Below are 15804 nucleotides of genomic sequence, written 5' to 3' on the forward strand. Positions count from 1 at the left end.
ACCGGGACGCGTACCTGCGCCCCCGGGTGGGCTATCAGGTTGATGACCATCTCTCTGTTGAAGCCGGCGGAAACCTGTTCTTCGGCGCCCAGGAAGAAACCTTCTTTGGTCAGTTTCAGGACAACAATAACCTGTATCTGGGGGTGCGCTATGGGTTCTGAATAGATTAGGCGTTGATATCGAAGGGCTGGCTATGCTCGGCCCTACTCGGTTTACCCAAAGAAAAGGAGATGCATATGTCTTACACAATGAATCGCGTTATTCACAATGCAGAGTTCGAGACCGTGGACGAGCGAACCCGCAAGGCCCTGGCCGATCAGGGTTTCGGGGTTCTGACAGAAATTGATGTTAAGGCCACCATGAAAAAGAAACTGGACAAGGACATGCCCGCCTACAGAATTCTCGGTGCCTGCAATCCAGCCTTGGCTTGGGAAGCAATTGGCGTGGAACCTCGGGTAGGCGCTATGTTGCCGTGCAATGTTATCCTGCGCGAAACCCTGGAGGGCATAGAAGTCAGTGCGGTTGATCCAGTGTTATCCATGACTGCGATCGATAATGAGCAACTCAAGCAAATTGCGGGTGAGGTGAGAGATAAGCTGTCGGCGGTTATCACGGCGGTTTGATTTGACCAGCCAAACCACTCGCTGTCTCTTTAATCATTGACGCGCCGGTTGGCTAAAACTTTGGTTCGGCATGCCAGGCAAGTTGAGCCCCGATCTAAGTCGGCCCACGTCAAAGCCACTTGCGTAACAACAGGCCAAGCGTGTGATACACACCTTTTATGAATCCGCGGTGTTTCCAGGCGATGCCAGTGATTTCACTGGCATCGCGCAAGTCGGTTATGAACTCGTTTCTTAACTGGTCATTCAGGGCTTCGTTTCCGGAGATCAGCGTCAGTTCATAGTTAATAAACAAACTTCTGTAGTCGAAGTTTGCTGTCCCTATGCTGCCCCAGGCATGGTCAATGAGCAGCACTTTGGAATGCAATAGCCGGGGCGTGTACTCAAATATACGAACGCCGTGTTCCAGTAGTTCTCCGTAAATGGCGCGGGCGGCCCATTGTGCGGGGATCGAGTCGGTCTTTTCGGTGGTCAGGATCCGCACATCGACTCCCCGTTGGGCCGCGAGAACAAGTTGTTTGCGTAATCCACGATCCGGAACGAAGTATGGCGTCGCCAGCCAGATTTTGTCCGACGCTCCGCCCAGTTGGTCTTTGATTGTGCATCGCAACCGGACGCGACAGGCGCGTGTAGTATTGGGGATGATCCGGCTGTTGCCGGCTGTATGACTGCCTGGGTTCCATTGAGTGTCACCGCACCAGAACGCGTTGAACAGGGCGTCAGCCTCTGTGGCCAGAGGTCCGGTGATGCAGGCATGCATGTCGCGCCACCGCTGGGGGCCATAAAAGCGCCTTGAGCCCTCGCGATGAATGTTGAACCCGCCGACATACGCTGTTTCACCATCAATGACCAGCAGTTTACGATGATCGCGACGGTTATAGCGCATCGGTCGCCGCCAGCTCCAGCGGTGAAAGCGCTTCAGGCGGACGCCGGCGGCCCTGAGCTGGCTCCGGTGCTGCCGCGTAAGGACGCCGCTTGAGCCCAGCGCGTCAACGTGAATGCGCACATCGAGGCCCTGGCGGGACTGCTTCATCAGTTCATCGAGCAGCTCAGCCCCCACCTCGTCCGCGGCCAGGATATACGAAGCAAGAAAGATACGCTGGGTGGCTGTGCGGATTGAGCGGCTCATTTCCGCATAGAGCTCGTCTCCCTCACCGAACAGCCTGAACTCATCCTTCGCAGCCCCGCTCGCGGGCTTGAAGGCAGCGTCGCCGGGGTTGACGTCCATATCTATAACCCCAAAGAGCCGATACCCAGGCTGTCGTTGGTGTTTCTGATCGACGTTTCCGCATCGGGTTCGGCCCCGGTCAGTGCTCTTATGGCATCGATGGTTTCCGGAATAACAATTGCCTGGTTGTCGACCATATAGGCATAGAACAGCTCATCTCCTTGAACCTTCAGCATGTCCTGCCAAAGCGCGACTTCATAGAGGCTGTCGTGAGGTCGGCCAAGGTCAGCCATCAACTCCTTAACACTGTTGATTGCGTCGAGCCCGTCGCTGTTCCGGAGAAGAGCAATGCGGGAAGATGTGCGGAAGGCTTCCAGCACCTCTTCTTTCGCCGCTTCACGGGTCAGTTGAACGGACCAGTAGTGCAAATGGGCCAGGGTTTCGGGGATTTTGACCGCCATGGTTACCACATTCAGGTCCGGGTCGACGCTCTGCGCATCCGGACCCTGGTGACTGGGAATCTCCGGCTCCGGCACGACTGTATTCATGATTCCGCCCTGATGGCTCTCCCAGGGGTCGGTGGCACGACGCAGGAGGGTGCCCCGTGCCCGGTCCAGCAACCCGTGGCGTTTGAGCGCTGACAGGGTACGAATGATCGACGTCGTATTGCACGATACGACCCGCGTGCAGTCACGGCCAACAGCGCTGGCGTAGTTGGCCTCGGCAACGAATGAATGGCCCGTGCTCTCATGTTTCTCGCCGCCATGAACAATGTACTTGATGCCGAGCCGCCGGTAGGTTTCGATATTCTTGCCTGCCAGGTGCTTCGGTGTGCAGTCCACCACGACATCCACAGCTTTAAGTAAGTCATCAAGCGTACCGGAAACATCAAGTCCGGCTGCGCCCATGGCGGCGGCGTGCTCTTGTGTTGCGCCGAACAGGGCATACCCTTTACTCAACGCGGCTCTCACTCGCCAGTCGTGCGCGACGTCAGCCACGCCTGCCAGGGCCATGTCTTTTTGCACCGCAACAGCTTCGGCTACCCGTTTGCCAATAACACCATAGCCATTGACGGCGACCCGAATAATTCTTTGAGTGACCATTTTTTGTATCTCCCGATTGTTGGAGAAGGGCGAACGAACTGACAAATATCCTATGCGACCAGATTATAGGCAAAGACTGAATTTTAGCTGAAAGCCCGATTAAAGCTTTACCGTGGTGCAATGGCATTACTGAAGAGTTGATGCCAATCAAAAAAATAAAAAGCGGTAAAGTGCTTTTCAGGTTCAGTTCAGCCGGGTGTAGTGGAATGATAGACCTCTCAAGGGCAACTCCATTGCTCGAAGCCAGGTCGAACCTTTAGGGATTGGCGTGGGATTAAACCATCGAAAGGATGATCGGAAGATGTCTGCGAAACAAAATAGTTCTGGTATCAAGGATACTGTTGGGGCGGAGGTGGAACGGCAGTATACCTGCCCGATGCACCCGGAGGTCATCTCTGATGCGCCCGGGGATTGCCCAAAATGCGGCATGCATCTCGTACCTGTGGAACAGAATGGAGTGAACTCTCATTCGGGTCATTCTTATCATTGTTCCGGAGATCATGAAAATCCGTCAGGCGACGACCGGAAGTATGACCGTGTGCCGCCCGGATATTCGGGGGTGGTTTACACCTGTCCGATGCACCCACAAGTCCGGCAAACCAAGCCCGGGGCATGTCCCCTCTGCGGTATGGGGCTGGAACAGGAATCGGCCAGGGGGGAAGACGAGGGCCCCAATCCGGAACTGGTGGATTTTTCTCGTCGCCTATGGATTGCCTTGGCGTTTTCAATACCCTTGCTGATCCTGACCATGACTCCTTATATCGGTGTTATGGCCCTTCGCGATTTCTTCGGTGAGCGTTTATCACTCTGGATTGAGCTGGTACTTGCCACCCCGGTCATTCTTTGGTCGGGCTGGCCGTTCTTTGCTCGTGGTTACACCTCGTTTCGGACAATGAACCTGAACATGTTCAGCCTGATCGGTATGGGAGTCGGGGCGGCCTATATTTTCAGCATTGTCGCGGTGCTCCTGCCGGGAATCTTTCCGGAGGGGTTTAGGGATTCCGAAGGCAATGTTGGCGTCTATTTTGAAGCGGCAGCCGTTATCGTCACGCTGGTCCTGCTGGGCCAGGTGATGGAGTTGAGGGCCCGCGAAGGCACGGGCAAGGCCATACGCGCGTTGCTGGACATGGCGGCAAAAACCGCGCGCCTGATCCGGCCCGATGGAACCGAAACAGAGGTTGCTCTGGAGGATGTGAAGGTCGGTGATCACCTGCGGGTGCGGCCTGGTGACAAGGTGCCGGTGGATGGTGTGGTTGTTGAAGGCCGGTCTTCCGTTGATGAATCTATGATTTCGGGGGAGCCGGTTCCGGTAGAGAAAGTGGAGGGAGACAAAGTAACCGGGGCCACCATCAACGGTACCGGAAGCCTTGTTATGGAGGCGACCCGGGTTGGCGCGGATACTACGCTCAGTCAAATCGTCGAGATGGTTGCCAATGCCCAGCGCAGCCGCGCGCCTATCCAGAAGTTTGCCGATATGGTGGCCGGCAAGTTCGTACCAGCGGTTATTGTCGTGGCGGCCCTGTCCTTTGTGGCGTGGGCCATCTGGGGGCCGGTACCAGCTTTGTCGTATGCGCTCGTGTCTGCGGTTGCGGTGCTTATCATCGCTTGCCCTTGCGCATTGGGGTTGGCTACGCCTATGTCGATCATGACGGCTACGGGGCGCGGTGCCCAGTTAGGTGTGCTGATTAAGAACGCCGAAGCGCTGGAGCGTTTTGCCAAGGTGGATACCTTGATTGTGGATAAAACCGGTACCTTGACGGAAGGCAAGCCCAGACTAGTGGCGGTGCTACCGGAATCGGGTCATGACGAGACCGAGGTCCTCAGGCTTGCGGCCACACTGGAGAAAGGGTCAGAGCATCCGCTCGCTGAAGCCATCGTTTCAGGCGCCGAGGCACGTAACGTGATGCTTGGAAAGGCCGATGACTTTGAAGCCGTTACAGGCAAGGGGGTCAAGGGTGTTGTGGATGGCAAGCCAGTGGCTTTGGGCAATGCCAAACTACTGGAAGAGCTGGGCTTGGACGGTGGCCATCTGATGGAGGTTGCCAATAGCAGACGCGATGAAGGCGAAACGGTCATGTTTGTGGTGCTTAACGGCGCCGTTGCAGGCCTTGTCAGCGTAGCCGACCCGGTCAAGGAAACGACACCCGCTGCGCTCAAGGCCCTCCACGCCGCTGGCTTCCGCATAATTATGGCAACTGGCGACAATGAGCGCACGGCAAAGGCGGTGGCGGGTAAACTCGGTATCGATGAGATTCGTGCCGATGTGCTGCCAGAGGACAAGGCCAGCATCATTCGCGAACTTCAGAGCCAGGGGCGCAAGGTAGCGATGGCGGGGGACGGCGTGAATGACGCACCCGCCCTGGCCCAGGCCGATGTTGGTATTGCAATGGGAACCGGCGCGGATGTCGCCATTGAGAGCGCGGGCTTTACCTTGGTTAAGGGTAACCTCGATGGCATTGTCCGCGCCAGACGGTTGTCCCAGGCGACGATGCGAAATATCAAGCAGAACCTGTTTTTTGCCTTGGTCTACAACGGTGCGGGTGTGCCGGTGGCTGCTGGTGTGCTCTACCCATTCTTTGGCATCCTGATAGGACCTATCTTTGCCGCTTTTGCAATGAGTGCGTCTTCATTGTCGGTGGTCATGAACTCCCTGCGTTTGCGTCGAGAGAAAGTCTAGCCGAGAAACGACGAGATCGATGGGTCTCCCACTGCTAGCCGTGTTTTGTGGCTCTCAGTGGCGAGGCCGGAGCAAAAATGAGCGTGGTCAGGGAAAGCTAATGAAAATTGTGTTCTTTGAGGCAGAGAAGTGGGAGTGCGATATTTTGCAGCATGCCTGCTGCAATCATGAGGTTGTCTTCACGGACGAGGAACTCGGAATAGACAACGTTGGGTTATACAGGGACGCCGATATCATCTCACCCTTCGTTCATTCAGCCCTGGATCGTTCGGTACTTGAGTGCTTTGAGCATCTGAAATTTGTCGCTACCCGGTCGACGGGATACGACCATATCGATCTGGATTATTGCGCCAGAAATGCGATTCCAGTCAGCAATGTGCCCGTCTACGGTGACCAGACTGTAGCGGAGCATGTTTTTGCGCTACTCCTTGCCATTAGCCACAAGATTCCAGAGGCGATCAATCGCACTCGCAAGGGGGATTTTTCGCAGAAAGGCCTGCAGGGATTCGACCTTCAAGGCAAAACCCTGGGCGTGATCGGTACCGGTGCTATCGGAAAGCGTGTTGTGGAAATAGCGCAAGGGTTTCGTCTGAACGTTCTTGCCTGCGATCCCAAGCCGGATGACGTATTCGCGGACCAATATAGCGTGTCTTACGTCGATTTGGATCGTCTTCTTGAGCAGTCCGATGTGGTGACGCTGCACGTACCTGGCAGCAAATCGGCCAAGCATCTTCTGTCGGACAGGGAGTTCGCCCGGATGAAGCGCGGGGTTGTCCTGATTAATACCGCTCGCGGCTCCATTGTTGATACCCAGGCTTTGCTGCACGCACTGGCGGATGGGAAAGTGGTGGCTGCCGGCCTTGACGTGTTGCCGGACGAGCCCTCCATCAGGGAAGAGGTGGAATTGATCCGCTCTTTTTTTGACAAGGAACATGATCTGGAAACGCTGTTTGCCAACCATGTTCTTCAGCACATGAGAAACGTCATCGTCACCCCCCACAGTGCGTTCAATACGAAAGAGGCTGTCGAAAGAATCCTCAAGACCACTGGCGAAAACATTGTTGGCTTCATCGAGGGTGCCCCCCGCAATCTTGTGAATAAACACTGAGCCAGGATGGTTTTTTATGCCGATGCTCTATACCTATTTGATCTGGAGCGTGTTGTTGGTGCTTCTGTGGAGTGTGGTTTTCGTCTTTACCCGCAACAAGAAGAAAATGCTGACAATGAGTCTTGGTACCGCTCCCCTGGGGTTAACGGAGCCGCTTTTTTACCCGGAATACTGGAGCCCTCCAACGTTGTTCGGATTGGGGGAAAACTACGGCTTTGATGTCGAGAGTATTCTGTTCTCTTTCGCCGTGGGTGGCTTGGCCAGTACGCTTTATGAGCTCGGATCGACCACGAAAGCAAAGTCAATACCGAGTGACTATAAACTGGGGAGGATGCATCGGTTTCATGCGTTGGCTCTGAGCTCCCCGGTTTTAGTGTTTGCCTTCCTGGAACTGACCACCAGTCTCAACTCAATATATACCGCCTCTATGGGGCTCTTGGCTGGGGCCATCAGCACTGTTATTTGTCGAGTCGATCTTCTCGATGGTGCGATAAAAGGTGCCGCAATATTTTCGCTGTTTTATTTCGTTTTTTTCAGTGCGATGAACTGGTCACACCCAAACTTTGTTGATCTTTACTGGAACAACGAAGCGATCAGCGGGTTCAGGGTTTTTGGGGTCCCGGTCGAGGAGCTGCTCTTTGCCGCCACGTTAGGCGCACTTTGGAGTAATTTCTACGAGCATCGCTATTGGCAGAGTAGGGTATAACAAAAGGCTAATCATCATGCGGAACGTTATAGGCAATAGCCATCTCCAACAACCCATTTTGCCGTCACTATTTAGCATTGGGGCCATTGGTTTGACCCTCGCTGGCGCGCTGATCTGGCAGTCTGAGTTTGCGTATGCGCTCGCTTACGTTTCTTCGTCCGTCGATGGTCTGCTGCGCTGGTGGTATGTGGCACTGGTTGCGTTTCTGACGGCATTTGTATTGTGGTTGGGACTGGGCCGCTATAAGAACGTCCGTCTTGGTAAAGATTATGAGCAACCCGAATATCGGCTTTTTCCCTGGTTGGCGATGCTGTTTGCGGCTGGAACCGGGGTAGGACTCCTGTTCTGGAGCATTGCCGAGCCGATCATGCACTTCCAGGGTAACCCTTTTGCTCCAGAGGGCTTTACCCCCTCCGCAGCGTCCACCGCAATTCAATTGTCGTTTTTCCACTGGGGGCTTAACGGGTGGGCTATTTTTGCAATGGTCGCTATTGCGTTCGGATACTTCAGTTATCGGCAAGACCTCCCGCTCGCCCCTCGTTCTGCGTTGTTTCCGTTTATTGGCGAGAAAATCTTTGGGTTCTGGGGGCATTTGGTGGACGCCCTCGCTGTTTTTGCTACCGTTTTTGGTCTGGCGACCACGCTGGGGCTGGGGGCCCGTCAGACTGGCACTGGCCTTAAGTGGCTTTTTTCTGTGGAGGCCTCCCTTTGGGTAGAGTTGTCAGTGGTGACAGTGGTTACCATGATCGCGACGATTTCGGTGGTGTCCGGGGTAAGGCGAGGCGTCAAGATATTGAGTGAGATGAATCTTTGGCTAACGCTGGTTTTGCTGGCAGCTTTTATGGTGATTGGCCCATTTGATTACATGGCTGGGTTGTTGGTTCAGGAAATCGGCGGATACCTCGATAACCTGTTAGTTATGACATTCTATGTTGGCGCCAATGAACCGGGGAACTGGCAATCGACCTGGACGGTGTTTTTCTGGGGCTGGTGGTTAGCGTGGTCACCTTTTGTCGGGCTGTTTATCGCCCGGATATCCCGCGGGCGCACCTTGAGAGAGTTTGTTTTCGGAGTTCTTCTTTTACCAACGCTGGTGACCTTCGTTTGGATCGCGGTGATGGGGGGGGCTGCGCTCCACAGCGAACTCTTTAGTGGCGGCGGGATCGTTGACGCGGTCAACAAAGACATCGCCTATGCACTCTTTGCCACCATCGAGCATCTGGGAGCTCCTGAGTCACTTAAATTTGTCATGGGTCTGGTCGCAACCCTCCTCATCGGCATCTACTTTATAACGTCTGCGGACTCGGGCGCATTGGTCGTCAATATCATTTTGTCGGGAGGAAAACTTGAGCCTCCGAAAGCGTCAAGAGCCGGTTGGGCCATTGCCAATGGGGTGCTGACAGCTGTGCTGCTGGTGGCTGGAGGGATTGCCGTCCTTCAGGATGCGGTCATACTTGCGGCTTTGCCGTTCTCACTGGTTATTGTTGCTATGACTGCCGGCCTGTTGAAGGCGCTGCATCATGAGCCCCTGGTAGCACCCAGAGAAGGTTGTAAGCAACATCGGGCTGCTGAGCCATGGACAGGAGCAGATCAAGCATGAACATCACCTGGCAGTATCTGCCCGTAGTGTGAATAGTCACACTTGGAAGACCGGTGCAAACCCGCCTCCTGGCGTGCGAAAGTTGGTTGTCTGGCCCTGATATATCCTCGCGGCAACCAGCAGACTTTTGCCGGCGTAGGTATACAGGCGAATGTCGACCTTTCTGGTGGTCACCGCATCGTCAATTCGTAGAGTTCGTTCTCCAGCGGGGACGAGATCTTGTGCGATATAGCCGCCATCCAGAATGTTTTCGAAAACACGCCGGGTCATCTTGTCGCCCCGGTAGACACCCTTGCTGCCGTGACCTGCAACCGGCTTAAAAAACAATTGGCGCCGAGCGCTCCACAACGCCGCAGCATCTTCACTCGAAACCAGCCGGGTCTTCGGCACGGCGTCTTCCAGGCAGCCCGCATCCGCTAAGCTCAGTCCCCAGTCGAGTAGAGTCTGCGGGGCTGACAACAAGGTCAGGTTTCGCTTATCGGCCAGAATGGCATGAGCTCGGGGGTTGGGAGTTACAACCACGGCGCCGTCCAGATACGCACGTCTTAATGCCGCATGAGCCGTGGCGTCCAGTGAAAAGTCCACCAGCCTGTTGTAAACCATACAAATGGGCTTACCACGGGCTGTCAGTCGCCCATCGGCATACACAAGCTCTGAGGGATCGAGTATCAACGCCTCAATTCCTTTGGTCTGGAAAAGTTGTTGGGCCAACTGGAATTCGGGAAACATAAACTGGGTCTTCGGGGCATCATCAACTATCGCCAGGCAGTTGGGTACCGAAGTGGCATGCTGTCTTTGCCACTCCTGTTTGAACATCGTCAACACTGCATCCTCGAATCCGTCGAGCTCGCTACGGGTTACTGCGGTCTGTTGAGATGGGTTACAGCAGCGATGCTGGGCTCTCGCCAGCACAACGTTCAGGAAGGCACCTCCGGCATTGGTGTTGATCTCTATCAGCCGGGGGCCGTCGGGACCCAGGTGAAAGTCGTAACCCATGAATGCCCCAATGGGGCCCGGATTGAACTGTGCGATTTTTGGTGCCCAGGACAGAACTCGTTCACGAAACGACGGAAGTTCGGTGGCCGATTCGATCGCTTGGACGATCCTTTCCATCGCAGCTATGTCGGATCTGGGAACAAAAATCGGTGTGTTTGAAAAAAGCTGGTCGAACTCGGCGAACTCTGACGGTCCACTTCCAGCATCGATAAGAATGCTTCTGAGGCTCTTGTTGAGCGCTTTACGGTCGAGAGTGATGCAGTAGCAATGGCGATTGAGCTTGTAGGCTCGACTGTCGGCTAATCGTTGGTTTTTGTGGATAGGTTCGGGCATCAGGAGTCCGTTGGTCGAGAGTTTCACTGATTGTAATCGCATACTTGAAATTCAAAAAAACCTATCTCCCATGTGTGATCTACGTCAAATAGATTCATACTTCAGATCTGTTTTCAGGTCTGTTTCAGTTCCGCGTGTTGAACTATCGCTAGGTAAGTTGGCTCTCTCTACCCATCTTAGACTCTCCCGATAGGTAGCAGACTGGTACTACACGATGATTCAGGCGGCAGAACTATGAAATATAGATCAAAAAAAGGGTGGTTTACCGGATTCGCGATCATCGCTTTGATAGGTTTATCGACGATTGCAACTGCAGATAGCCGTCGAGCGTTTGTCCCGATGGGAGCTACCGATTCGGTGGGCATTATTGATCTGAACAGCCACCAGGCTTTGCCACCGATTACCGGGACAGTCAACACCCATGGCTCGGCCCTGACTCCGGATGGTCACTATCTGGTTGCCGGTAGTCTGACCGATCACGACAGCGAGGATCCAGTCAGTCGCCCGGAGGGCGTCACTGAAGAGGACCACGCAGCCCACCATGGGGGGGGCGCTGCTGCGGCGTCGGAAGGCGCCACTACCGGTAGGATTTACGTTGTGGATACCGCCAAGGGCGAGATTGCCCGCACTGTGAAGGTGCCAGGGCCGGTGCACCACGTAGTGGTGACACCGGATGGCCGATTCGCTGTCTCCACCCATCCCATGGGTGGTGGTATCAGCGTGGTTGATCTGGAATCGGGGGAGCTTGTAAAGACTGTGGCCACTGGCCCGGCGCCGAACTATGTGGTGGCGACTGACAACGGACAGTCCATTCTAGTCAGCAACACTGACAACGGTACCGTCAGCGAGGTGGATACCCGCCATTGGTTCGTCAAGCGTAATCATCGGGTTGGCGGTGGTCCGGAGCATATGGTGCTTTCTCCTGACAACGAAACCTTGTATGTGAATGATGGGAAGTCGGGGGACGTTGTTGTCCTGGGGCTTTCCAGAGGTGAGGTGCTGGAAAGATACGAAGTTGGACCGCAACCCCATGGCGTGGGTCTGAGTGCCGATGGCCAGATACTTTACGCCACCAGTAAGGGCGGCAACCAAGTTGTCCGTATCGAGCTGGCCAGCGGAACCCGCGACAGCATGCCTCTGGCGCCGGCCCCTTACCATCTGGCGGTCTCTCCCGTCGATGGCAGCCTTTTGATCACCAGTCGGGCCGAAGCCAAGCTCTGGGTGCTTGATCCGGGCTCTCTGGAAATTATCGATGACGTTTCTTTGGACGGGATAGGTCACCAAATATCGCTAGAGGCATACTAGCCAGTAAGCCCCACTAACAAGCTTTTCCCAAAGGGAATCCATATGGATAAGCGTTTCAAGATTACGTTGGCAATTTTTGCGGTCATCGCTTTGGTTTTACTCTGGGGCGAACATAAGGTTCACCTTCTGGGTGCTTTGCCGTGGTTAATCCTTCTGGCATGCCCGCTTATTCATATGTTTATGCATGGAGGGCACGGGAATCACGGTGGCCATAATCACCACGATCAATCAGAAGGCAAAAGTGGAGGCCAACGCGATGACTGATGCTTCGTCCGATTACGGTCTTTGGGGACTGGTGGTTCTAAATTCGGTGATCTTTATTTTCTTCGCTTTCAGTTTTTTTAAGCCACAGACCCAGCGAGACTGGCGATCCTTCGGCGCGTTCAGCGCGTTTCTCGTAGCATTATTCACTGAGATGTATGGGTTCCCGCTGACACTCTATTTCTTATCCGGTTGGCTTCAGACCCAATACCCCGATGTGAATTGGCTTGCCCACGATAGCGGGCACTTGCTTGAAATGCTCTTTGGTTGGCAGGGCTCTCCCCATTTCGGCCCCTTCCACTTGTTGAGTACGGTGTTTATTGGTGGAGGTTTTTACTTGATTGCCGCCGGATGGCGAACCCTGTACGCGGCGCAAAAAGAGCGAAAGCTGGCTACGACGGGGCTCTATTCGTATGTTCGGCATCCTCAGTATGTCGGCTTTGTCTTGATTATGTTTGGCTTCCTTATGCAGTGGCCAACACTTATAACTCTGGCGATGTTTCCGGTTTTGCTCTGGATGTATGCCCGGTTATCGATCAGTGAGGAACGAGAGGCAGAGAAAACGTTCGGGGAAGCTTGGAGGCACTATGCCGACAAGACTCCCAGGTTTTTGCCGCGGTTGAGCGTATTGGGGCGGCAAGCTTGAACAAAAGCTCTACTCATCTGCCGGGTAGATAAAGGGGCCGTTGGTGAACCAGTCACTTTCGATACGAGCAGTCGCTGGAATGGTTCTTGTCGCCTTTCTTTGGGCGGTCTGCTTTCCATTTATTGTGGTGGGGTTGCCGGATGCGCCACCTTTGCTTTTTGCCGCTTTACGCGCATTTTTGGCAGGGCTGTGTCTGATTCTGATCGCTTTTACAAAAGATGGTCGGCCCAGCTATTCGCTTCGCCAGCTTCTAATGCTGGCCGTAATTGGCCTCAGTTACACGGGTATGGGGCTTGGAGGGATGTTTCTCGGTGCTGGCAAGCTGGGACCGGGGCTTGCAACGGTTCTGGCCAATGCGCAACCACTGTTTGCGGCGGTTCTTTCGTTTTTTATCGTTCGAGAGGTGGTGACCGGGCGTGTGTTTGTGGGCCTTTTGATTGGTTTTATTGGTGTTGTGGTGCTAGCGATGCCAGAGATGGAGTTTGGTAACGCCAGATTTTCAGGGGCCGTCTATGTTCTTGGTGGAGCCATCGGAACCGCCATTGGAAATGTGCTGCTTAAATACCAGGCCGGCAGCGATGATATCTATTGGTCAATGGGCATCCAGCTTGTCATAGGTTCAGTGTTTCTGGGAATAGCATCCGTGAGCTTGGGCGAGGGCTTCGAGATTGATTGGACTTGGTCATTTACGACGGCCATGTTCGTTCTGGCCATTCCGGCAACGGCAATGATGGTTGTGCTCTGGTATGCCTTGCTCGCCAGCGCGCCCTTGAACAGCCTCAATTCGTTTACCTTTTTAACGCCTGTTTTCGGTCTCGCTATCGGAATGCTTTTGTTCGGCGAAACTTTCACATCACTGGAGATGATCGGGATAGGAATCACAATTGTCGGCTTGGTGATCGTTGTCAAAGCGCCTCGGAAAACAACAAGCGGTTCCGCTGTCGGGGAACAGGCAAAGGTGATCCGTAGCTCATAGTAGAAAAGGGAGTAGTCAATGAGAGTCTGGATTAGCGTTCTCCTTTTGTTTGCCGCATCAGGTCGGCTTATCGCGGGCCCTCCCTCGGCAGTTTCCTTGATTGAAGGCATGGAACAGACTCTGTGGTCCGACAGCAATCACGGGCGTTTCACTATGCGGATCGAGTCTGAGTATTGGACTCGCACACTGGAACTGGAAGCCTGGATGAATCGTCCGGAGCATACGTTGATTCGCATTCACGCGCCCAAAAAAGAGGCCGGCATCGGCTCGCTGCGCATCGGCGATGCCATGTGGAATTACTTGCCCAAAGTTGATCGCACCATCAAGATCCCACCGTCGATGATGCTCCAGCCATGGATGGGCTCCAACTTCAGCAACGACGACCTGGTCAAGGAAAGCTCGTTCGTCGAGGACTACACCCACGAATTGGTCGAAACCGACGATTCCGGTGAGGTGCCTGTGTATCGGGTTGTCTCGACGCCCCGACCTGATGCCCCGGTAGTGTGGAGCCGTCTTGAATTCAATGTTCGGGAGGACTCGATCCCGGTTTCGCTTGCCTACTACGACGAGCGCGATCAGATCGTCAAACGCATGACCTATGAGCAGATCGAAACCATGGATGGGCGGCGGATACCCACCCGCTGGACGATGGTGGACGCCGATAACCCCGAGTCCCGCACGGTGATCACGATTGACTCTATTGAATTCGACCTGCCGATCGATGAAGAGGTGTTTTCATTGCGCCGGCTGCGCAACCCACAGTGAGGGCCCGGCATGAGCATCGTCAATGTGGAGAAAGTCTCGCGAATTTACCGTCAGGATTCCATCGCCGTCAAGGCCCTGGATGAGGTGTCGGTCGCGATCGAGGCCGGGGAGTTCACAACCTTGGTGGGCCCGTCTGGATCGGGTAAAACCACGCTATTGAATCAGATTGGAGCCCTGGACGAGCCGGATAGCGGGCGCATTCAGGTGGCGGGTGAGGAAATCACCGGGCTTAGCCGAAAGAAGCGGACCCTTCTGCGGCTGTGGAAGGTTGGCTTTGTATTTCAGGAATACAACCTGATTGGCGTGCTGTCGGCTCAGGAGAACGTCGAGTATGTGCTGATGCTGCGCGGAGTGCCGTTTCGGGAGCGCCGTGCCGAGGCCCGGCGTATTCTGGTGGAGGTCGGCCTGCAAGGGCTGGAGCGGCGCCTGCCCCATGAACTGTCTGGCGGCCAGCAACAGCGTGTTGCGGTGGCCCGGGCGATTGTCAGCAAGCCCGCGATTGTCCTGGCCGACGAGCCCACGGCCAATCTCGATTCCACGACCGGCGCGGCGCTACTGGACTTGATGCGTAAGCTCAATGCCGAGCATGGCATTACCTTTGTCTTCTCCACCCATGACCCGATGGTGATGGAACGCGCGCGGCGGGTAATCCATCTCCGCGATGGCCGCGTCGAGCGTGAGGAAATACGGTCGTGATTGCGTGGCTACGTCTGGCTTTTGGCAACCTTCGGGTCAATCGTCGGCGTACGGCCATCACACTGTTGTCGGTGGCCGTCGGTGTCGGTGGGCTAGTGTTTCTCTGGGCATTCATTGATGGCATCAACGCCCAGATGATCAACAACATGACGGGCTATGTGACCGGCGACCTGAAGGTACATCAGCGGGGCTTTCACGATGACAGGGAGATGAACATTGCCCTGGCCGAGCGCTGGAATCTCACAGAGGAGGTATCGGCCGTAGCCGGTGTGGCGGCAACCACCCCCCGGGTGACGGGCCATGCCCTGGCCAGCCGTGAAGACCAGTCACGGGCATTACAGGTGATTGGCGTCGACAGCGCGACGGAGTCACGGGTCACCCGGCTTGACCGGTCGATTGTCCGTGGTCGCTACCTGGAACGCGGCAATGAAATTCTTGTTGGCGTCGATGCCGCCGGTGCCCTGGATGTCTCCCCGGGCGACGAGCTGGTACTGGTGGTGCAGGCGTCGGACGGCTCTATTGGCGCCGACCGGTTCGAAGTGGTGGGCGTATTCGAGACCGGTATCAAGCGTATTGATGGCTTCGTGGCCCAGATGCCCCTGGCGGCCGCTCAGTCGCTGTATGCCTTTCAGGGGCGGTTTACCGAGATCGCGGCCCGCGTGCAGGATGCTGACCGGCTCGACGAGGTGGTCGGCACTGTCGGGAATCAGCTGCGCGATCGAAACGTGGAAGTGCTGGGCTGGCCGGCGCTGATGCCATCGCTGGTGCAGATGGTTGCCTTTCACGACGCCGTCGCCTACATCGTGATCTTCGTGGTGTTTGTGGTGGTGGCGGCCGGTATCGT

General features: G+C 55.2%; 15 protein-coding genes. 12 read left to right on the plus strand and 3 right to left on the minus strand.

Annotation, left to right across the window (positions count from 1 at the left end; all coding sequences use genetic code 11):
* Positions 1-236: 236 nt before the first annotated feature.
* The gene (locus CLH61_RS18000; RefSeq protein WP_099616086.1) at positions 237-623 is read left to right on the plus strand and encodes a DUF302 domain-containing protein; all 387 of its coding nucleotides are present in this window, start codon (positions 237-239) and stop codon (positions 621-623) included.
* 109 nt (positions 624-732) lie between these two features.
* Here CLH61_RS18000 and CLH61_RS18005 read toward each other — a convergent pair whose 3' ends face one another.
* The gene (locus CLH61_RS18005) at positions 733-1848 is read right to left on the minus strand and encodes a phospholipase D-like domain-containing protein (protein ID WP_099616087.1); all 1116 of its coding nucleotides are present in this window, start codon (positions 1846-1848) and stop codon (positions 733-735) included.
* Between the two features lie 2 nt (positions 1849-1850).
* A complete protein-coding gene (locus tag CLH61_RS18010; protein WP_099616088.1) occupies positions 1851-2891 on the minus strand; it encodes a type II glyceraldehyde-3-phosphate dehydrogenase in 1041 nt (346 codons plus the stop codon).
* Between the two features lie 301 nt (positions 2892-3192).
* Here CLH61_RS18010 and CLH61_RS18015 point away from each other — a divergent pair, with 301 nt between their 5' ends.
* The 4 genes from CLH61_RS18015 (at position 3193) to CLH61_RS18030 (ending at position 8982) form a co-directional block, all read left to right on the plus strand.
* Entirely contained in the window at positions 3193-5568 is a 2376-nt protein-coding gene (locus tag CLH61_RS18015) for a copper-transporting P-type ATPase (protein WP_228152698.1), read from the plus strand.
* 100 nt (positions 5569-5668) lie between these two features.
* Positions 5669-6676 carry a hydroxyacid dehydrogenase gene (locus tag CLH61_RS18020; RefSeq protein WP_099616090.1) on the plus strand — a complete coding sequence of 336 codons (1008 nt, stop codon included), beginning with the start codon at positions 5669-5671 and terminating at the stop codon, positions 6674-6676.
* A 16-nt stretch (positions 6677-6692) separates the two neighbouring features.
* The gene (locus CLH61_RS18025; RefSeq protein ID WP_211289147.1) at positions 6693-7382 is read left to right on the plus strand and encodes a lycopene cyclase domain-containing protein; all 690 of its coding nucleotides are present in this window, start codon (positions 6693-6695) and stop codon (positions 7380-7382) included.
* Positions 7383-7398: 16 nt separating this feature from the next.
* Positions 7399-8982, plus strand: a complete 1584-nt coding sequence (locus CLH61_RS18030; protein ID WP_099616091.1) for a BCCT family transporter — start codon at positions 7399-7401, stop codon at positions 8980-8982.
* Between the two features lie 36 nt (positions 8983-9018).
* On the opposite strand, the gene CLH61_RS18035 is transcribed toward CLH61_RS18030, so the two are convergent.
* On the minus strand, positions 9019-10311 hold the full coding sequence (locus tag CLH61_RS18035) for an ATP-grasp domain-containing protein (protein ID WP_099616092.1): 1293 nt from the start codon (positions 10309-10311) through the stop codon (positions 9019-9021).
* Between the two features lie 339 nt (positions 10312-10650).
* On the opposite strand from CLH61_RS18035, the gene CLH61_RS18040 reads away from it, so the two are divergent.
* The 7 genes from CLH61_RS18040 to CLH61_RS18070 form a co-directional block, all read left to right on the plus strand.
* Positions 10651-11616, plus strand: coding sequence for a YncE family protein (locus tag CLH61_RS18040; RefSeq protein WP_228152699.1), 966 nt, complete (start codon positions 10651-10653; stop codon positions 11614-11616).
* Between the two features lie 42 nt (positions 11617-11658).
* Positions 11659-11880, plus strand: a complete 222-nt coding sequence (locus CLH61_RS18045; RefSeq protein ID WP_099616094.1) for a DUF2933 domain-containing protein — start codon at positions 11659-11661, stop codon at positions 11878-11880.
* Positions 11873-12523 carry a methyltransferase family protein gene (locus tag CLH61_RS18050; protein WP_099616095.1) on the plus strand — a complete coding sequence of 217 codons (651 nt, stop codon included), beginning with the start codon at positions 11873-11875 and terminating at the stop codon, positions 12521-12523. Before CLH61_RS18045 ends, CLH61_RS18050 begins: the two co-directional genes overlap by 8 nt.
* A gap of 43 nt (positions 12524-12566) precedes the next feature.
* Positions 12567-13499, plus strand: a complete 933-nt coding sequence (locus CLH61_RS18055) for a DMT family transporter (RefSeq protein WP_099616096.1) — start codon at positions 12567-12569, stop codon at positions 13497-13499.
* Positions 13500-13517: 18 nt separating this feature from the next.
* A complete protein-coding gene (locus CLH61_RS18060; RefSeq protein ID WP_099616097.1) occupies positions 13518-14264 on the plus strand; it encodes an outer membrane lipoprotein-sorting protein in 747 nt (248 codons plus the stop codon).
* Between the two features lie 9 nt (positions 14265-14273).
* Positions 14274-14960, plus strand: coding sequence for an ABC transporter ATP-binding protein (locus CLH61_RS18065; protein WP_092033491.1), 687 nt, complete (start codon positions 14274-14276; stop codon positions 14958-14960).
* Positions 14957-15804 (plus strand): ABC transporter permease (locus tag CLH61_RS18070; protein ID WP_143752186.1); only part of this gene is annotated, 848 nt, incomplete at its 3' end. The genes CLH61_RS18065 and CLH61_RS18070, both read left to right, overlap by 4 nt.

This window comes from Marinobacter profundi, from assembly GCF_002744715.1.
Taxonomy (GTDB): domain Bacteria; phylum Pseudomonadota; class Gammaproteobacteria; order Pseudomonadales; family Oleiphilaceae; genus Marinobacter; species Marinobacter profundi.